Source organism: Micromonospora sp. WMMA1947 (assembly GCF_027497355.1).
Taxonomy (GTDB): domain Bacteria; phylum Actinomycetota; class Actinomycetes; order Mycobacteriales; family Micromonosporaceae; genus Micromonospora.
This window is the reverse complement of the sequence record NZ_CP114909.1, coordinates 2,036,346-2,054,051: the sequence shown is the minus strand read 5'-3', so window position 1 is coordinate 2,054,051 and position 17,706 is coordinate 2,036,346. Positions and strand designations below refer to the sequence as shown.

General features: G+C 74.5%; 16 protein-coding genes. 10 read left to right on the top strand and 6 right to left on the bottom strand.

What is annotated here, in order from left to right:
• Nucleotides 1–122: 122 nt before the first annotated feature.
• The gene (gene fdhD, locus O7604_RS09900; protein WP_269703408.1) at nt 123–977 is read left to right on the top strand and encodes a formate dehydrogenase accessory sulfurtransferase FdhD; all 855 of its coding nucleotides are present in this window, start codon (nt 123–125) and stop codon (nt 975–977) included.
• 47 nt (nt 978–1,024) lie between these two features.
• Here the strand turns inward: fdhD and O7604_RS09895 are convergent, their stop codons facing one another.
• Complete coding sequence (locus O7604_RS09895) at nt 1,025–2,185, bottom strand: DUF4192 domain-containing protein (RefSeq protein WP_281579482.1); 1,161 nt, start codon at nt 2,183–2,185, stop codon at nt 1,025–1,027.
• A 152-nt stretch (nt 2,186–2,337) separates the two neighbouring features.
• On the opposite strand from O7604_RS09895, the gene O7604_RS09890 reads away from it, so the two are divergent.
• From O7604_RS09890 to O7604_RS09870, 5 genes are all read left to right on the top strand, one after another.
• Complete coding sequence (locus tag O7604_RS09890) at nt 2,338–3,252, top strand: fructosamine kinase family protein (protein WP_281579481.1); 915 nt, start codon at nt 2,338–2,340, stop codon at nt 3,250–3,252.
• Nucleotides 3,249–4,262 carry a GTP 3',8-cyclase MoaA gene (moaA, locus tag O7604_RS09885; RefSeq protein WP_281579480.1) on the top strand — a complete coding sequence of 338 codons (1,014 nt, stop codon included), beginning with the start codon at nt 3,249–3,251 and terminating at the stop codon, nt 4,260–4,262. The genes O7604_RS09890 and moaA overlap by 4 nt, the downstream gene beginning before the upstream one ends.
• Nucleotides 4,263–4,264: 2 nt before the next feature.
• Nucleotides 4,265–4,510: a MoaD/ThiS family protein gene (locus O7604_RS09880; protein WP_281579479.1), complete on the top strand. Its 246-nt coding sequence runs from the start codon at nt 4,265–4,267 to the stop codon at nt 4,508–4,510.
• 20 nt (nt 4,511–4,530) lie between these two features.
• Nucleotides 4,531–5,793, top strand: coding sequence for a metallophosphoesterase (locus tag O7604_RS09875; protein ID WP_281579478.1), 1,263 nt, complete (start codon nt 4,531–4,533; stop codon nt 5,791–5,793).
• Nucleotides 5,794–5,887: 94 nt separating this feature from the next.
• Nucleotides 5,888–9,073 (top strand): UvrD-helicase domain-containing protein, encoded by a 3,186-nt coding sequence (locus O7604_RS09870; RefSeq protein WP_281579477.1) that lies wholly within the window; start codon nt 5,888–5,890, stop codon nt 9,071–9,073.
• A gap of 51 nt (nt 9,074–9,124) precedes the next feature.
• On the opposite strand, the gene O7604_RS09865 is transcribed toward O7604_RS09870, so the two are convergent.
• Together O7604_RS09865 and O7604_RS09860 are read right to left on the bottom strand one after the other, a co-directional pair.
• Complete coding sequence (locus O7604_RS09865) at nt 9,125–9,754, bottom strand: A24 family peptidase (RefSeq protein ID WP_281579476.1); 630 nt, start codon at nt 9,752–9,754, stop codon at nt 9,125–9,127.
• Between the two features lie 10 nt (nt 9,755–9,764).
• On the bottom strand, nt 9,765–10,772 hold the full coding sequence (locus tag O7604_RS09860) for an EamA family transporter (protein WP_269703396.1): 1,008 nt from the start codon (nt 10,770–10,772) through the stop codon (nt 9,765–9,767).
• A gap of 85 nt (nt 10,773–10,857) precedes the next feature.
• On the opposite strand from O7604_RS09860, the gene O7604_RS09855 reads away from it, so the two are divergent.
• Both O7604_RS09855 and O7604_RS09850 read left to right on the top strand, forming a co-directional pair.
• Nucleotides 10,858–11,703, top strand: coding sequence for a flagellar basal body protein FliL (locus O7604_RS09855; protein WP_269703394.1), 846 nt, complete (start codon nt 10,858–10,860; stop codon nt 11,701–11,703).
• Between the two features lie 143 nt (nt 11,704–11,846).
• Nucleotides 11,847–13,082 carry an ATP-binding protein gene (locus O7604_RS09850; protein ID WP_269703393.1) on the top strand — a complete coding sequence of 412 codons (1,236 nt, stop codon included), beginning with the start codon at nt 11,847–11,849 and terminating at the stop codon, nt 13,080–13,082.
• 19 nt (nt 13,083–13,101) lie between these two features.
• Here O7604_RS09850 and O7604_RS09845 read toward each other — a convergent pair whose 3' ends face one another.
• Complete coding sequence (locus O7604_RS09845; protein ID WP_281579475.1) at nt 13,102–13,650, bottom strand: N-acetyltransferase; 549 nt, start codon at nt 13,648–13,650, stop codon at nt 13,102–13,104.
• A gap of 135 nt (nt 13,651–13,785) precedes the next feature.
• Between O7604_RS09845 and O7604_RS09840 the strand changes: the two genes are divergently transcribed.
• A complete protein-coding gene (locus tag O7604_RS09840; RefSeq protein ID WP_281579474.1) occupies nt 13,786–14,331 on the top strand; it encodes a DoxX family protein in 546 nt (181 codons plus the stop codon).
• Nucleotides 14,332–14,538: 207 nt separating this feature from the next.
• The gene (locus O7604_RS09835) at nt 14,539–15,963 is read left to right on the top strand and encodes a glycosyltransferase 87 family protein (RefSeq protein WP_269703390.1); all 1,425 of its coding nucleotides are present in this window, start codon (nt 14,539–14,541) and stop codon (nt 15,961–15,963) included.
• A 4-nt stretch (nt 15,964–15,967) separates the two neighbouring features.
• Here O7604_RS09835 and O7604_RS09830 read toward each other — a convergent pair whose 3' ends face one another.
• Together O7604_RS09830 and O7604_RS09825 are read right to left on the bottom strand one after the other, a co-directional pair.
• Nucleotides 15,968–16,381 carry a molybdenum cofactor biosynthesis protein MoaE gene (locus tag O7604_RS09830; protein ID WP_269706962.1) on the bottom strand — a complete coding sequence of 138 codons (414 nt, stop codon included), beginning with the start codon at nt 16,379–16,381 and terminating at the stop codon, nt 15,968–15,970.
• 47 nt (nt 16,382–16,428) lie between these two features.
• Nucleotides 16,429–17,688 (bottom strand): molybdopterin molybdotransferase MoeA, encoded by a 1,260-nt coding sequence (locus O7604_RS09825; RefSeq protein ID WP_269703388.1) that lies wholly within the window; start codon nt 17,686–17,688, stop codon nt 16,429–16,431.
• Nucleotides 17,689–17,706: the final 18 nt, after the last annotated feature.

Genomic DNA, 17,706 nt, shown 5'->3' with positions numbered 1-17,706 from the left:
TGGTGACGATCATCGGGCCTGGGGGCCAGGGGCCGGGGCCGGGGGCCGAGGGCGGGGCGGATGAGGGCGGGAAGGTGTGGGGTGACGTGCCGGGCGGTGGGACGCCCGGGGAGGATGGCGGCATGGGACGGGCGACTGATCGGCGTGGTGTGCTGCGGATCGACCTCGACGCGGCCGGGGACGGCCGGGGGCGGATCCGACGGCAGGACACTCTGGCCGTGGAGGAGCCGCTGGAGATCCGCGTCGGCGCGGCCGGTCCGGGCCGACGCCGGCCGCTGGCGGTGACCATGCGTACGCCCGGCGACGATCTCGACCTGGCGATCGGCTTCCTGCTCACCGAAGGGCTGATCCGGTCGGCGGAGGACGTGCACACCGCGCAGCTGTGCGCCGGGGCGGAGACGCCGAACACGTACAACGTGGTCGACGTGGTGCTCTCGCCCGGTGTGCCGGAGCCCGTCACCGACCCGTCGCGCAACTTCTACACCACCAGCTCGTGCGGCGTCTGCGGCAAGGCCAGCATCGACTCCGTACGGACCCGCTCCCAGTTCGCGGTGCGGGACGACCCGCTGGTGGTCACCGCCGAACTGCTGGCCGCGCTGCCGGACCGGCTGCGCGCCGCGCAGCGCGCCTTCGACCGCACCGGCGGCCTGCACGCCGCCGGCCTCTTCACCCCCGACGGGGAGCTGGTCGTGCTGCGCGAGGACGTCGGGCGGCACAACGCGGTGGACAAGGTGCTCGGCTGGGCCGCCCGGGAGGGGCGGCTGCCGCTGGCCGGGCACGTGCTGCTGGTCTCCGGGCGGGCCAGTTTCGAACTCACCCAGAAGGCGTGGATGGCGGGGGTGCCGCTGCTCGCGGCGGTGTCCGCACCCAGCACGCTCGCGGTCGAGCTGGCCGAGGAGGCCGGGATGACGCTTGTCGGTTTCCTGCGCGGGCCGACCATGAACGTCTACACCGGGGCGGCGCGCGTCGGCAGCTGACGGCACCGGCGTCGCGGACGTGGCCGTCCCGGCGGACGGGTGAGCGGTCACCGGCGGGGTCGGCGTCGGCGGCGCCGCAGCACCGCGCCGTCGTCCGGACCGGGCCACCCGTCCAGCGCGGCCGGGGCGAGGCCGCGCCGGAGCGCCTCGTCGAGCAGCACCGCGAGCGAGTAGCCGGGGTGGGCGGACAGCACCCGCTCCAGGGCGACAGCGGCCAGTGCCCCGTGCCCACAGCGCCAGGCGGCGAACGCGAGCAGGCAGCCCGGCGCGGCGATCAGGTCCGGCTCGGCGCGTCGCAGCACGTCCGTCCAGAGGCTGATGTCCTCGTCCCGGCCGTCGGTGCGGGACCAGGCGTGGTCGCGTACGGCCACGTGGACGAGGAGCACCGTCAGCCAGGCCACCTCGTCGTCGTCCAGCCGCTCGCCGCGCCGCTGCCGGCGAAAGGCGGCACGCACTGCCGCCGTGCCCGCCGTCCGCACCGCACGCGGCGCCGCACCCGATGCGGGGCCGTCGGCCGGAACCGGCGACTGTCCGTCCGTCGCCGGGCCGTCCGCCGGGACCGGCGACTGTTTGCCCGGCTCGGAGCCGTCGATCGGCGCGCCGCCCACCGGGCCGCCCGACGACGCGGACGGAGGGCCGGTGAGCGCGGCCAGGCGGAGGCGCGCCCGGCCGGTGGCCCGGCGCATGGCGAGCCGGACCGGCCCGTCGAGCGGGGACACCTGCGCGACCAGCGCGGCCCGGTCGGGCAGCGCGACCTGACCGGCGAACACGGCAGCCGCGCTGACCTGGCTGGCGGCCGGGTCGTACGGGGTGCCCTCGGGCGGGCAGCAGGACGGCTCGGCGCAGAGGTACGAGAACCAGCGGCCCTCGGTGACGCGCAGCGCGTCGAGCACGACCAGCCCGGTGGCGGTCAGCGCGTCGCCGATCGCGTCCACGATCCCTGTCACCCGGGCGGCCGGACCGTAGCCGACGACCGTGGCGGCGTCGGCGTCCTGCCGGGCCACCACCTGTGCCAGGTGCCGGGCCGCCGGGCCGGGGTCGGCGCCGGGTGCGGGCAGGTCGCCGCGGGCGGCGAAGACGACGCGCCGGCCGCGTACCGCGACCACCACGACGCTGTCGGCGGGATGGAAGCCGAGCAGGTAGGGCACGGCCGCGACCATGTCGGCCGGTGAGCGGACGGAGAGGCGCGCTGGCTCGGTGGAGTTCATGCCGGGAGCGTGGGCGGTGGCGGACCACCGTGTCCGCCCCTGTGGACGACACGCGGTTCGTCCACAGATACGGAGCGTATCGGTCCAGGTCAGCGGCAATCGGCGGCGCTTCTCGGCACACGGATGTCCGAGGTAACCGCTACCTTGCGCACATGGACCTGGCATACCTGCGGGCACACCCGGAGCACCTGCCGACCTTCCTGACCCACCAGCGGATCCGGGAGACGCCGGTCTCCGGTGGTGACATCTGCGCCGCCTCCCGGCTCACGCTCGACGACGGGCACTCGGTGTTCGCGAAGACGTGGCCGGAACGGGCCGCGCGTCCGCTGCCGGAGGGCTTCTTCGCCGCCGAGGCGGCCGGGCTGCGCTGGCTGCGCGAGGCCGGCTCGGTGCCCGTACCGGACGTGCTGGTCGCGTTGCCCGACCTGCTGGCGCTCGACTGGGTGGAGCCCGGCGAGCCCACGCCGGAGGCCGCGGAGGCGTTCGGCCGCGACCTGGCCGGGCTGCACCGCGCCGGGGCGCCCGCGTTCGGCGCGGACCGGGCCGGGTTCATCGGCGCGCTGCCGCAGGACAACACGCCCGACCCCGGTCCCTGGCCGGACTGGTTCGCCCGGCGCCGACTCCTTCCCTACCTGCGCATGTCGGTCGACGACGGCGCGCTCGACGGCGCCGGGGCGGCGCTCGTCGAGCAGGTCGTCGACCGGATCGGCGAGTTCGGCGGTGACGAGCCGCCCGCCCGGCTGCACGGCGATCTCTGGCCGGGCAACCTGCTCTGGGGCGCCGACGGCCGGGTGTGGCTGGTCGACCCGGCCGCGCACGGCGGCCACCGCGAGACCGACCTGGCGCAGCTCGCGCTGTTCGGCGGCCCACCGCACCTGGATCGGATCATGGCCGCCTACCGGGAGGCGTGGCCACCGGCCGACGGGTGGCTGGAACGGGTGCCGCTGCATCAGCTGCATCTGCTGCTCGTGCACACCGCGATCTTCGGTGCCGCGTACGCGGACGCCGTACGCTCCACCGCCCGTGCCGCCCTCCGGGGGCCCGACCGCGCTACGGTCGACAGATGAGCGCCCCCCGGACGGCCGACGGCGTCCTCGCCGACCGGTATGGCCGTGTCGCCCGGGACCTGCGGGTCTCGCTCACCGACAAGTGCAACCTGCGCTGCACCTACTGCATGCCGGCGGAGGGTCTGCCCTGGCTGGCCAATCCGCAACTGCTCACCGACGACGAGATCGTCCGGCTGGTGGGTGTCGCGGTGTCCCGGCTCGGCATCACCGAGGTGCGCTTCACCGGCGGTGAGCCGCTCATCCGGCCCGGCCTGCCCGGCATCGTGGCGGCGGTCGCCGCGCTCACGCCCCGGCCGCGCATCTCGCTGACCACGAACGGCATCGGCCTGGCCCGGATGGCGTCCGCGCTGCGCGAAGCCGGGCTGGACCGCGTCAACGTCTCGCTCGACACGCTGGACCGGGACCGGTTCACCGCGCTGACCCGCCGGGACCGGCTCGCCGACGTACTCGCCGGGCTGGCCGGCGCGGCGGAGGCCGGGCTGACCCCTGTGAAGATCAATTCGGTGCTCATGCGCGGCACGAACGACGACGAGGCACCCGCGCTGCTCCGGTTCGCGCTCGCGCACGGCTACGAGCTGCGGTTCATCGAGCAGATGCCGCTCGACGCGCAGCACGGCTGGGACCGCTCGACGATGGTCACCGCCGACGAGATCCTGGCCTCCCTGCAGGCCGCGTTCGCGCTGACGCCGGACCCGTCCGAGCGGGGCGCGGCACCGGCCGAGACGTGGCTGGTGGACGGTGGGCCGGCCCGGGTCGGGGTGATCGCCAGCGTGACCCGGCCGTTCTGCGGCGACTGCGACCGCACCCGGCTCACCGCCGACGGCCAGGTGCGCAACTGCCTGTTCGCCACCGAGGAGTCGGACCTGCGCGGCGCGTTGCGCGACGGCGCCGACGACGAGGAATTGGCCCGCCGCTGGCGCGCCGCGATGTGGGCCAAGCGGGCCGGGCACGGCATCGACGATCCGACGTTCCTCCAGCCCGCGCGCTCGATGTCGGCGATCGGAGGCTGAGGATGGAACTCACGGTCCGCTATTTCGCCGGCGCCCGGGCTGCCGCCGGTCGCTCCGAGGAGACCGCATCCGCCGGCCGCTCTCTGGACGAACTCCTCGATGACCTGACCGCCCGGCACGGCGAACGCCTCGCGGTGGTGCTGAAGGCGGCGAGTTTTCTGGTCGACGGCGTGGCCTGTCATGATCGACAGGCACTGTTGCCGGCCGGGGTGACGGTGGACGTGCTGCCGCCCTTCGCGGGCGGCTGAGGGGGGCACACGTGCTGGCCATGGCGGCATTCCTGGGCTTCGTCGTGCTCGTGATCGGCCTGATCCACTTCTACCTGTGGAAGCGGCTGGTCCGGGACACCACGCGCCCGGGGCGGTGGCGCCGGGCGGGCACGGTGGCGATCGCGGCGCTGGCGGTGCTCGTACCGGTGACCATGGCCGGCACGCGCAACGGCTGGTACTGGCTCGCCTGGCCCGGCTACCTCTGGGTCGCGCTGATGTTCTACCTGCTGGTGCTGCTGCTGGTGCTCGAAGTGCCGACCGCGGTGGTCCGGCTCGTGCTGCGCCGCCGGGCCCGCTCGGCGGTCGCCGCCGGCCCGGAGCCCGAGCCCGCACTCGTGGGCGCGGCGACGGCGGAGGGTGCGACGACGCCGCCGGTCGACAACGCCGACGCGCCGCCGGCCGGCACCCCCGCGCCGGACCACGACCCCTCCCGGCGGTTGCTGCTCGCCCGCGGGGCGGCGATCTTCGCCGGGCTCACCGCCGCCGGCGTCACCGGGTACGGCGTCCGCACCGCGATGGGTCCGCCGCAGCTCGACCGGGTGCAGATCCCGCTGGCGAAGCTGCCCCGGAGCATGGACGGCCTGCGTATCGCCACCGTCTCCGACATCCACCTCGGGCCGTTGCGCGGCCGGGCGCACACCGAGCGGATCGTCGCGATGATCAACCGGATGGACGCCGACCTGGTCGCCGTGGTCGGTGACCTGGTCGACGGCACGGTGGCCGAGCTGGGCGAGGCCGCCGAGCCGCTGCGCGACCTGCGGTCCCGGTACGGCAACTTCTTCGTCACCGGCAACCACGAGTACTACTCGGGCGTGGAGGAGTGGGTCCGCGAGGTGGACCGGCTCGGCCTGCGGGTGCTCCAGAACGAGCGGCAGGAGATCCAGGCCCGGGGTGGCGTGCTGGATCTGGCCGGGGTGAACGACGTGAGCGCCGCCGGGACCGGAGTGGCCGGGCCCGCCGACTACGCCGCCGCCCTCGGCGACCGTGACCCGAGCCGGCCGGTGGTGCTGCTGGCGCACCAGCCGGTGGCCGCGCAGGAGGCGGCGAAGTTCGGCGTCGACCTCCAGCTCTCCGGGCACACCCACGGCGGCCAGATGGTGCCGTTCAACCTGGCGGTGAAGCTCGAACAGCCGGTGGTCTCCGGTCTCGGCGAGGTCGACGGCACGAAGGTGTACGTCACGAACGGCGCCGGTTTCTGGGGCCCGCCGGTACGGGTGGGTGCGCCTCCCCAGGTGACGCTCGTCGAGCTGCGCGCGCAATAGCGTGCCGGGGCCGCCGAGTCCAGCACCGCATTGCTCAGGTCACCCGTACGCGTGGCGACGGGCGGGCGGTGGACCGGACGTGACAGGATGCGGCGTGCCTCCGTTCAGCGCCGCACCCCCCGGTGGCCTCCCGCCGTACGTCGCGGATCTGCACATCCACTCGAAGTACTCCCGCGCGTGCAGCCGCGACCTGACCCTGCCGAACCTGGCCTGGTGGGCCCGGCGCAAGGGCATCGGCGTGCTCGGCACCGGCGACTTCACCCATCCCGCCTGGTACGACCACCTGCGCGAGACGCTGCACCCGGCCGAGCCGGGCCTGTACCGGCTCTCGCCCGAGGCGGAGCGGGACGTGGCCCGGCGGCTGCCGCCCCGCCTCGCGAGTGAGGCGGAGGCCGACCCGGTCCGGTACATGCTGAGCGTGGAGATCTCCACGATCTACAAGCGTGACGACCGCACCCGCAAGGTGCACCACCTGATCTACCTGCCGGACCTGGACGCGGTGGCCCGGTTCAACACCGCGCTGGGCCGGATCGGCAACCTCGGCTCGGACGGCCGGCCGATCCTCGGGCTGGACTCCCGCGACCTGCTGGAGATCACGCTGGAGGCGAGCCCGGACGGCTACCTGGTGCCCGCGCACATCTGGACGCCCTGGTTCTCCGCGCTCGGTTCGAAGTCCGGCTTCGACGCGATCGCGGACTGCTACGCCGACCTGGCCGAGCACATCTTCGCGGTGGAGACCGGTCTGTCGTCCGACCCGGAGATGAACTGGCGGGTCGGCAGCCTGGACCGCTACCAGCTGGTGTCGAACTCGGACGCGCACTCGCCGCCCGCGCTGGCCCGGGAGGCCACGGTCCTCACCGCCGCGCGCGACTACTTCGCCATCCGGGAGGCGCTGCGGACCGGCGACGGGCTCGCGGGCACCGTGGAGTTCTTCCCGGAGGAGGGCAAGTACCACGCCGACGGGCACCGCCTGTGCGGGGTGAACTGGTCGCCGGAGCGGACCCGCGAGGCGGGCGGACGCTGCCCGGAGTGCGGCAAACCGCTCACCGTGGGCGTACTCAGCCGGGTCGAGGAGCTGGCGGACCGGCCGGTGGGTCACCGTCCGGCGCACGCGCGCGAGGTGGCGCACCTGGTGCCGCTGGCCGAGATCCTGGGTGAGCTGAACCGGGTCGGCGCGCGGTCGAAGAAGGTCGAGGGCAAGCTCAACGAGCTGATCGCCGCGCTCGGCCCGGAGCTGGAGATCCTGACGCGTACCCCGGTCGAGGAGATCGGCCGGGTCGGCGGCGAGCTGCTCGCGGAGGGCATCGGCCGGCTGCGCCGCGGCGACGTGCGCCGGGTGCCGGGCTACGACGGCGAGTACGGCGTGATCACGCTGTTCGATCCGGCGGAACTGGGCGCCTCGGGTGGCCGGGCCGGGCAGGAGACGCTGTTCGACGTACCGGTGCCCGCGCAGCGGCGGCCCGCGGAGCCGGCACCGAAGCCGAAGGCCAAACGCCCGGCGGCGGCCCGGCCGGAGCCGAAGCGCACGCCGCCGCCCGCGCCTCCGATCGCGCCGCCGCCGTCTCCGCACGAACCGTTCGAGCCGATGCTCGCCGGGATGGAGGAGGTCGGCACCGGCCTGCTGGACCGGCTGGACGCGATGCAGCGGGTGGCCGCGTCGGCGCCGGGTGGTCCGCTGCTCATCGTGGCCGGTCCGGGCACCGGCAAGACGCGGACGCTCACCCACCGGATCGCGTACCTCTGCGCGGAGCTGAACGTCTTCCCCGACCAGTGCCTGGCGATCACGTTCACCCGGCGGGCGGCCGAGGAGCTGCGGCACCGGCTGGACGGGCTGCTCGGCCCGGTCGCCGAGGACGTCACGGTCGGCACGTTCCACTCGCTCGGCCTGACCGTGCTGCGGGAGAACGCGGCGGCGGCCGGGCTGCCGGCGGACTTCCGGATCGCCGACGACGCGGACCGGGCGGCGGCGCGCGCCGAGGCCGGTGACGACGACGAGCGGTACGTGGCACTGCTGCGCAAGCGGGACCTGGTCGACCTGGACGAGCTGCTGACGCTGCCGGTGGCCCTGCTCAAGGGGGACCGGAAGCTGGTGCGGGAGTACCGCGAGCGGTGGAAGTGGATCTTCGTCGACGAGTACCAGGACGTCGACGCCGTGCAGTACGACCTGCTGCGGCTGCTCAGCCCGCCGGACGGCAACCTGTGCGCGATCGGTGACCCGGACCAGGCGATCTACTCGTTCCGGGGTGCGGACGTGGGTTACTTCCTGCGCTTCTCGCAGGACTTCACCGACGCCCGGCTGGTCCGGCTGAACCGCAACTACCGTTCCTCGGCGCCGATCCTGGCCGCTGCCGTGCAGGCCATCGCGCCGTCGTCGCTGGTGCGCGGCCGGCGCCTCGACCCGGCCCGGCTCGACCCGGAGGCGCCGCTCGTCGGCCGGTACGCGGCGAGTTCTCCCCACGACGAGGCCGACTTCGTGGTCCGTACCGTGGACGAACTGGTCGGCGGCCTGTCCCACCGCTCGCTCGACTCGGGGCGGATCGACGGGCGGGCCACCTCGCTGTCCTTCTCCGACATCGCGGTGCTGTACCGCACCGACGCGCAGGCCGCACCGATCGTGGACGCGCTGGCCCGGGCGAACATCCCGGTGCAGAAGCGCTCGCACGACCGGCTGCGCGACCGTCCCGGCGTACCGGCGATCGCCCGCGAACTGCGCCACGCCGGACTCGACGGCTCGCTCACCGCCCGGGTACGCCAGGCCGGGCAGATCCTCGCCGAGCGGTTCGCGGTGCCCACGCTCGACGGCTCCGGCGCGGTACGCCCCGAGGACGTCCGCACCGCGGTGGACCTGCTCACCCCGCTGGCCCGGCGGTGCGGCGACGACCTGGAGCTGTTCCTCAACCAGCTCGCCACCGGCGCGGAGGTGGACGCGCTCGACCCGCGCGCCGAAGCGGTCACGCTGCTCACGCTGCATGCAGCGAAGGGCCTGGAGTTCCCGGTGGTGTTCCTGGTCGGCGCCGAGGACGGCCTGCTGCCGCTGCGCTGGCCCGGCTCCGAGCCGGACGACGACGCGGTGGCCGAGGAGCGACGGCTGTTCTTCGTCGGGCTGACCCGGGCGCAGGACCGGCTCTACGTCAGCCACGCGGGCCGCCGCGCCCGGCACGGCGCGGAACGCGACACCCGCCCGTCGCCGTTCCTCGACGTGATCGACCCGGCGCTGTTCGAGCGCCTGGACGCGACCGAACCCCGCCGCCCGAAGGACCACCAGCTCCGGCTGATCTGACGGCGGCGGGTCCGGCGGGCCACGAACACGGGCCGGGCCGGCCGGCGGCGATCAGGTGAGGACGGCGGCGAGCCACGCGCCGCCGAGCAGCGCCGGGCCGAACGGCACCGGCGTGTCCCGGCGTACCCGGCCGGCGGCGAGCAGGACGAGCACCGCCACTCCGGCGAGCACGTGCGGCAGGAACAGGCCGAGCCGCAGTGCCGGCCAGCCGAGCCAGCCCAGCGGCAGCCCGAGCGCGGCGGCGAGCTTCACGTCGCCGAAGCCGAGCCGGGCGCGGGGCAGCAGGGCCAGCAGCGCGTACCCGACGAAGGAGAGCGCGGCCCCGCCCACCGCGACGGCCAGGCGGCGCGGTTCGCCGGTCGCCGCCGTGGCCGCGATCAGGCCGAGCCCGCCGCCGAGCGCGACCACGCCGACCAGCGGGTCGGGCAGCCGCAGCGCCGTCACGTCGGTGACGGCGAGAACCAGCCCGACGGCGGCGACCAGCAGCAGCGCGGGCAGCGCCGGGTCGGTGCCCCTGGTGGCGGCGAGCCCGCCGAACACCACGACACCGACCAGGGCGAGCGCGCTCCGGCGCGGAGCGTCGCCAGGGGGCACTGGGACGAGCGACCGGCCGACCGGCACCGCCGCCCACCCGGCTGGTGCGCCGAGCAGCGCGATCCCCGTCACCAGCAGCGCCGACACGGCCGGGACGCTACCGCCCGGCCGGCTCCCCGGCCGTCCCGTCGACGGCTGGTGGCGGGGACCGGCGGGGCCGCTCGGTGCTCACCACCACCGCCACGCCGACCACGATGACCGCGCCGCCCATCAGCACCTGCGAGGTGATCGGTTCCGCGACGAACAACGCGCCGAGCGCCACCGCGACCACCGGATTCACGTACGCGTACGTGGAGACCAGGGAGATCGGCGCGTGGGCGAGCAGCCAGACGTACGCGGTGAAGGCGACGAGCGATCCGGCCACCATCAGGTAGGCCATCGCCGCCCAGGACCGCCCGGTCACGTCGGCGAAGGAGAAGCCGCGCAGCTCCCCGCGGGCCACCCCGACGAGCGCGAGCACCGTCGCACCGGCGACCATCTCGTAGACGGTGGCCACGAACGGGTCGGCGGGCATCGCGATCCTGCCGGACAGGTACGAGCCGACCGACCAGCTCGTCGCGGCGGCGACCACTGTGAGCGCACCGGCCACCGGCACACCGTCGACACCGTCCCGGGGCAGCACGAGCAGGACCAGACCGGCGAAGCCGAGGGCCACCCCGGCGAACGTCCACGGTCGTGGCCGGTCGCCACCCGCCGTGCGCAGCAGCACCACGAGCAGCGGCACGGTGGCGACGAGCAACGCCGCGACACCGGACGGTACGGCGGTCCCGGGCGGGCCGGACTCGGCGAGCACCACCAGTCCGTTGCCGCCCGCCAGCAGCAGCACGCCGATGAGCGCGGCGGAGCCGACGCGGCGCGCGGGCACCCGCAACGCACCGGGTCCGCGTCGCAGGCGCAGCACCACGGCGAGCACCACCGCGGCGGCGGCGAACCGCATCGCCGCCGAAATGAGCGGCGGCAACGACTCGACAGCGACCCGGATGCCCAGGTACGTCGAGCCCCAGAGCAGGTAGACCAGCACGAGTGCGGTCCAGATCAGGGCGGTGCGGGCGGGCGGCGTCGCGGAATCGACAACGTTCGTCGCACTCGTGGGGCGTGAGCTCATCGTCTGACCACGCTACGGTGGCCACGGCGTCGGCGTCCCCAGTTGGTGGCCGGCCTCTCAGCACTGGCGTACGCAGGAGGCGTTCATGTCGAACTTCGGTCCACCGGGTGGCGGCTCTCCCGAGCCGTGGGGACGGCCCGACGACGGCTACGCCCCGCAGCCCGACCCCCGCTACGCCCCGCAGGGCGACCCGCGTTACGCCCCGCAGCCGGATCCGCGGTACGGCCCGCCGCCGGGCGCGCGGCCGTACGGCCCTGCCGACCAGTACGGCCCCGCCGACCAGTACGGGCCGCCCGACCAGTACGGGCCCGCCGACCGGTACGGGCCGCCGGCCGATCAGTACGGGCCGCCGACGCAGCGCTTCGAGCCGGGTTCGGCCTGGTCCCCGCAGCAGGGCCAACCGGGTGACCCCTACGCCGGACCGCAGTACGGCGGTGGGCTTCCGCCGTACGCCGAGCCGACGCCGCCGCCGAAGCGGGGCAAGGGCCCGCTGGTGGTGGTGGTGGTCGTGCTGGCCGTGCTGCTGCTGGGCGGCGCCGGGGCGTACTGGATGCTGGGCCGGGACGAGCAGACCCCGACCGGCGGCACGACCGCTGCCACCGCGCCGGCCGCGGATCCGACCGGTGAGGCCGCGCCGAGCGAGCCGGCCGACACGACGCCCACGACGGCGGCCCCGGCCTCCTCGACCGATCCGCGCTTCGTCAAGGCGGGCCAGTGCGTCGCCAACGAGGGCGGCGGCGGCCAGCCGAAGCTGGTGATCGCCGACTGCGCCCCGAAGACGTACGAGGTGCTGCGCCGCATCGACGGCGCGACGAGCGGCAAGAAGGACGCGGAGGCCAAGTGCGGGAAGGTGGCCGGTTACACCGACTGGTACTTCTTCGACAGCGAGCTGGACACGCTCGACTTCGTGCTCTGCCTGAAGCGCCGCTGACCCTGTCCGCCTGTCGGTAACCAAAACTAGGGCTGTCTAGCGTGGATGCTAGACAGCCCTAGTTTTGTATCGAGGCCGACACGCGGTAGCCGCCTCTACGCGCATCTAGCCTGGTCGCTAGAGAACCCGATACTGTGCGATTCGTGGATCCGGTCCGCAACCCGTACGCACCGGGCGCCGGCCAGCGCCCGCCCGAACTCGCCGGGCGGGGGCGGGAACTGGACGTCTTCGACGTGGTGCTGGAACGGATCGCCCGCGGCCGGCCCGAACGCAGCCTGATGCTCACCGGCCTGCGTGGGGTGGGCAAGACGGTCCTGCTCAACACGCTGCGCTCCGAGGCGATCAGCCACCTCTGGGGCACCGGCAAGATCGAGGCCCGGCCGGACCAGTCGCTGCGCCGCCCGATCGCCGCCGCGCTCCACATGGCGGTCCGCGAACTGGCACCCCGGCACCGCGCCCCGGACCGGATCGACGCGTTCCTCGGCGTCCTCAAGGCGTTCGCGCAACGCTCCGCCCCCACCGGGCGCGGCAGCGCGGCGCCCAAGCTGCGCGACCGCTGGCAGCCCGGCATCGACGTACCGGCGAGCAGCGGGCGCGCCGACTCCGGCGACATCGAGATCGACCTGGTCGAACTGCTCAGCGACGCGGCGGCGGTCGCCACCGACGTCGGCACCGGCATCGCGATCTTCATCGACGAGATGCAGGACGTCGGCGCCGAGGACGTCTCCGCGCTCTGCGCCGCCTGCCACGAGCTGTCCCAGCTCGGCGCGCCGCTCATCGTCGTGGGCGCGGGCCTGCCGCACCTGCCCGCGGTCCTCAGCGCCGCCAAGTCCTACTCCGAGCGGCTCTACCGCTACCAGCGCATCGACCGGCTCGACCGGATCGCCGCCGACCAGGCACTCTGCGCCCCGGCCGAGCGGGAGGAGGTCGAGTACGAGCAGAAAGCCCTCGACCTGCTCTACGAGAAGTCCGGCGGCTATCCCTACTTCGTCCAGGCGTACGGCAAGGCAACCTGGGACCACGCGCCCCGCTCGCCGATCACCGCGGCGGACGTCCGGGTCGCCGCGCCCGAGGCGGAGGCCGAGCTGGCGGTGGGGTTCTTCGGTTCCCGGTTCGAGCGGGCCACGCCGGCCGAACGCGAGTACATGCGCGCGATGGCCACGCTGGCGCTGGTCGACGGCGAGGAGGGCGGCCGGGACGACATGGACGCGGCGGTGCCGACCGCCGAGATCGCCCGCGCGCTCGGCCGCAAGCCGGCCAGCCTGTCCCCGGCCCGGGACGCGCTGATCAAGAAGGGGCTGATCTACTCCGGCGAGCGGGGGACGGTGGCGTTCACCGTGCCGCACTTCGGCCGCTACCTGCGCACCCAGCCCGCCTGACGGCTGCTCTGAAACGGCCTCAGACGCGCGACCACGGTGGCGGGAAGACCACCTCGCCGGCCGGCGGTGGCGGCTCCTCGCTCACCGTCGGCGGCAGCACCAGCGCCTGCCACGGCTCACCCAGCCCGGACCAGGGGCTGGTCAGGCCCAGCCGGTCCGCCGGGCCGAACCCGAACCGCCGGTAGTACGCCGGATCCCCCAGCACCACCACCAGCCGCTCGCCCAACTCGGCTGCCGCGTCCAGCGCCGCCTGCACCGCCGCCGTGCCGTGCCCCAGCCGCTGCCGGTGCCGTGCCGCCGCCACCGGACCCAGGGCCAGCGCCGGCCACGTACGACCGTCGTCGGTGCGTACGCCCACGCGCGTGAGCAGCGCGTACGCCACCACCTCGCCGCCGTACTCGGCGACCATGGCCAGCTCCGGGACCCACGCCGGGCTGTGCCGCAGCTCCTCGACCAGGCCGACCTCCGGTGGGGTGGCCACGTCGGGGCGGGCGAAGGCGGCGGCCAGCACCCGGGCCACCGGCGCCTCGTCGGCGGGGCCCTCCGGGCGCAGTCGCAGCGTCGTCACCCGCGCGACCTTACCGAACGCGACCGGTCCATCCGCGACGGTCGCTGAAATCGATACCGTTCGGACGTCCACGTCGGCCGATACCTTTCGTGTGTTGCGGGGATGACGACGCCCTCGACGGGGTAAGACTGAGCCATGAAGCCCGTGCGCTCCCTCGCCCGAGTCATGTTGAGCGGCATCTTCGTGGTCAGCGGCGCCCGCAACCTGCGCAACCCGGAACGTCTGGTGCAGGCTGCGGAACCGGTCACCGGGAAGGTCGCTCCGCTCATCCGGAACGTGCACCCCCGCATCCCCACCGACACGGTCTCGCTCATCCGGGCCAACGCCGCCACCCAGCTCGTCGGCGGCCTGATGCTCGCGACCGGCCGGTTCACCCGCCCGGCCGCGCTGGTGCTCGCGGGCACGCTGGTTCCGACGACCGCCGCCGGTCACCCCTTCTGGACCAACGACGACCCGGCCGCCCGCAACAACAACCAGGTTCACTTCCTGAAGAACGTCGGCCTGCTCGGTGGCCTCCTCCTCGCCGCCGCCGACACCGAGGGCAAGCCGGGCCTGCGCTGGCGCGCCGGCCACCGGATCGACCACTCGCGCCGGTCGGTCAAGCGCGCGGTCCGTACCGCGCGTCGCGAGGCGAAGATCGCGGTACGCTCCGCGGCCACCGCCCGCCGCATGCCCGGCTGACCAGGCATTTCGTACGGCCCACCACCCCCCGCAAGGCCACCAATCACCTGAACCGTCCGAGACCCGTTAACGCGGTGGAAATGTCGCAAACACGTGTGGGATCGGACACGGTCGCGTAACGCGGGAGGCAGCAACGTGAGGCGCCGTTCTAGGCTCCGTGCTGGACCTGGACGGGTACGACGACCTTGGTACGGGGGTGGCCACGCCATGCCGACGACAGTCGGTAGACGGACCAACCGCCTCGCTCCGACCTCCCGCGTCGACCGCCGGATCGTCGTGCGTCTCGGCGTCGTCGCCGCCGTGTCGTACGCCGCGTGGCTCGCCATCGGCGCCTTCGGACGGCCGTACAACTTCTTCGACATGAAGATCTACCACGGCGCCGTGCTGTGGTGGGCCGGCGGCAACGAGCTGTACGACTTCGTCGCGCCCTCGACCACGCTGGGCTTCACCTACCCGCCGTTCGCCGCCCTGGTCATGCTGCCGATGTCCTGGCTGCCGGTCGACGGCGCCGGCTTCGTCAACGCGCTCGCCAGCATCGGCGCACTCGCCGTCGTCCTCGCGGCGCTGCTGCGTCCCGTCGTGGATCGGCTCGGCTGGCCGCTCTGGTTCACGGTCGGCATCGCCACCCCGCTCGCCGTCGCCATCGAGCCGTCCCGGGAGACGCTCGGCTACGGGCAGGTCAACCTGCTGCTGTTCGCGCTGATCATGGCGGACATGGTGGGCCTGCGCTGGCGGGCCAAGCGGGGCACCCACTACGAGACCGCCGATTCGCCGCTGGCCCGGTTCGTCTACAGCGGCGCCTGGGCCGGTGTCGGGATCGGGCTCGCCACCGCGGTCAAGCTCACCCCGGCGCTGTTCGTGGCCTACCTGATGCTGACCCGGCAGTGGCGGGCCGCGCTCACCGCTGTCGCCACCACGACCGGCGTGACAGTCGCGACGTTCGGTGTGGTCGGTGAGGAGTCCCGCGCGTACTTCGCCGGTGTGCTCTGGCAGACCGAACGGGTCGGCGCGGCGGACATGACCGCCAACCAGTCCCTCGCCGGTCTGCTGGCGCGGCTCTACGACTCGATCGAGACGCCCGGCCTGCTCTGGCTGGCGTTCTCGGTGCTGATCCTGGCGCTGGGCCTCTCCCGCGCGATGAGCGCCCGCGCCGACGGCGACGAGCTGACCGCGTTCACGCTGGTCGGGCTCACCGCCAACGTGATCAGCCCGATCTCCTGGTCGCATCACCTGATCTGGGTCATCCCGGCGATCATCGTGCTGGCCGACGCCGCGGTCCGCCGCCGCGACGCCAGCCGTGGCCTGCCGCTGCGCGGCACCGGCGGCCCGTCGGCCAACGGGGTGCCGGCACTGCGTCCGCCGATCTGGTACCCGACGCTCACCGGGCTCCGCCACGGCGTCGGCGCGCTCGGGCTCTACCTGCTGTTCCTGATCTCACCGATCTGGCCGTACGAGCACCAGCTCCCCGAGGTGTCCCACTACCAGGACGGCCTGTTCGGCGCGCTGATGGAGAACTCCCTGGCCATCGCACTGATCGTGCTCGTGGCGGCGCTGCCGTGGCGACCCGGCGCGGAGCCGGCGTTCTACCACGACCGGTGGGGCCGTACCGCCGCGCTCGCCGCCCGGCGCTGAGCCCTCAGGGGCAGTTCACCCACTCCTCGGTGCCGTCGTCGAAAACCTGGCGCTTCCAGATCGGCAGCCGGGCCTTCACCTCGTCGACCAGCCGTGCGCAGGCCGCGAACGCGGCGGCCCGGTGCGCCGTGCTGACCGCCGCCACCAGCGCCACGTCCCCGATCTCCAGCGGGCCGATCCGATGCGACACCGCCACCGCGTACACCTGCGGGTCGGCCGCGACCTCGGCCGCCACCTCGCGCAGCACCGCCTCGGCGGTGGGGTGGCCCTCGTACTCCAGCCGGGTGACCGCCCGCCCGTGGTCGTGGTCGCGGACCACGCCCTGGAAGGACACCACCGCACCGGCCCGGCGGTCGGCCACCGCCGCCTCGTGTTCGGCCAGGTCGAGCGGCCGGTCGGTCACCGTGCCGAGCACCATGCCTGCGTCCACTGTCACGACGTCTCCCGTCGGTTCGTTCGTCGCGCTCACCCGAATCGCTCCCCGGGGGTCAGTGGCAGCGGCACGAACGGCACGCGGTCACCGGCCGCGCCGCTGGTGCCGGGCCGGATCACCGCGAACCCGTCCGCGCCGGCCAGTCCGCGCAGCATCGCCGAGCCGACGTGCCGCACCGGGTACGCGGTGCCGGCGACGCGGTCCCGGCGGGCGAGTGCCAGGTGGGTGTAGTCACCGCGCCCGGGAATGGGCTCGGCGAGCGTCACGTGCGGCAGCACCGGCATCGGCCGGCCGGTGAGACCGGCGAGCAGGGGCGCGACGAGCGACACGAGCGCCACCACCGCCGACTGCGGATTGCCGGGCAGGCCGGCCACGAACCGCACCCGGCCGTCGCCGTCCACCAGGCGGGCGAGCAGCATCGGAAAACCCGGGCGCACCGCGACGGTGTTCACCACGTAGTCGGCGCCGAGCGCCTCCAGCGTCGGGTGCAGGTGGTCGACCGGGCCGTGCATGGTGCCGCCGGTGGTGCACACCAGGTCGGCGTTGGCGAGCGCGCCGCGCAACGCCGCCACGTGCGCGGGCAGCGTGTCGGCGACCGGCCCGACCACGTCGGCGGCGCGCATCTGGCAGCCGTAGCGACGCAGCCATGCCGGCACCGACGGGCCGAGCGCGTCCCGGACCCGGCCCGCGCCGGGCGGACCCGAGGTGAGCAGTTCGTCGCCGAAGACCAGCAGCGCGGCCCGGGGTGGGCGGCGGACCCGCAGCGTGTCGTGCCCGCAGGAGGCGGCCAGGCCGATCACCGCCGGGTCGACGGGCGTGCCGGCGGGCAGCAGCTCCTCCCCGAGGTGCGCCTCCTCACCCGGCTCCCGCCACTCCGGTGCTGGTCGGGGCGTGCCGGACACCAGGCCGTCCGCCGTACGCGCCGACTCCTCGATCCGCAGGATCGCCGTCGTGCCCTCGGGCACCATCGCGCCGGTGGCGATCTCGACGGTGCTGCCGTCCGCCTCCAGCGGCGGTGCGGTGTGCCCGGCGAGCACCCGCCCGACGACCCGCCACGGCCCCGGGCCGCGCACCGCCCAGCCGTCCACGCTGGAGGTGGGGAACGCGGGCAGGTCGGTACGCGTGGTCAGCGGCTCGGCCAGCGTGTGCCCGTCGGCCTCGGCCAGCGGACGGGCGACAGCGGGGAGCGCGGCGGACAGGCCCACCGCGTACACCCGGGAGCGGGCCTCCTCCCACCCGGCCGGGGGTGGCGTGGCCGCCTCGGCCGCGGCGGCTTCGGTTTCCGTGCTCATCCGGCGAGCCTAACGCCG

What these genes read in the sequence shown, in the direction of transcription:
- O7604_RS09835 (WP_269703390.1), top strand. Translation starts at nt 14,539, where the DNA reads ATGCCGACGACAGTCGGTAGACGGACCAACCGCCTCGCTCCGACCTCC.
- fdhD (WP_269703408.1), top strand. Translation starts at nt 123, where the DNA reads ATGGGACGGGCGACTGATCGGCGTGGTGTGCTGCGGATCGACCTCGAC.
- O7604_RS09890 (WP_281579481.1), top strand. Translation starts at nt 2,338, where the DNA reads ATGGACCTGGCATACCTGCGGGCACACCCGGAGCACCTGCCGACCTTC.
- O7604_RS09875 (WP_281579478.1), top strand. Translation starts at nt 4,531, where the DNA reads ATGGCGGCATTCCTGGGCTTCGTCGTGCTCGTGATCGGCCTGATCCAC.
- O7604_RS09840 (WP_281579474.1), top strand. Translation starts at nt 13,786, where the DNA reads ATGAAGCCCGTGCGCTCCCTCGCCCGAGTCATGTTGAGCGGCATCTTC.
- O7604_RS09880 (WP_281579479.1), top strand. Translation starts at nt 4,265, where the DNA reads ATGGAACTCACGGTCCGCTATTTCGCCGGCGCCCGGGCTGCCGCCGGT.
- O7604_RS09895 (WP_281579482.1), bottom strand. Translation starts at nt 2,185, where the DNA reads ATGAACTCCACCGAGCCAGCGCGCCTCTCCGTCCGCTCACCGGCCGAC.
- O7604_RS09830 (WP_269706962.1), bottom strand. Translation starts at nt 16,381, where the DNA reads ATGGTGCTCGGCACGGTGACCGACCGGCCGCTCGACCTGGCCGAACAC.
- O7604_RS09860 (WP_269703396.1), bottom strand. Translation starts at nt 10,772, where the DNA reads ATGAGCTCACGCCCCACGAGTGCGACGAACGTTGTCGATTCCGCGACG.
- O7604_RS09855 (WP_269703394.1), top strand. Translation starts at nt 10,858, where the DNA reads ATGTCGAACTTCGGTCCACCGGGTGGCGGCTCTCCCGAGCCGTGGGGA.
- moaA (WP_281579480.1), top strand. Translation starts at nt 3,249, where the DNA reads ATGAGCGCCCCCCGGACGGCCGACGGCGTCCTCGCCGACCGGTATGGC.
- O7604_RS09825 (WP_269703388.1), bottom strand. Translation starts at nt 17,688, where the DNA reads ATGAGCACGGAAACCGAAGCCGCCGCGGCCGAGGCGGCCACGCCACCC.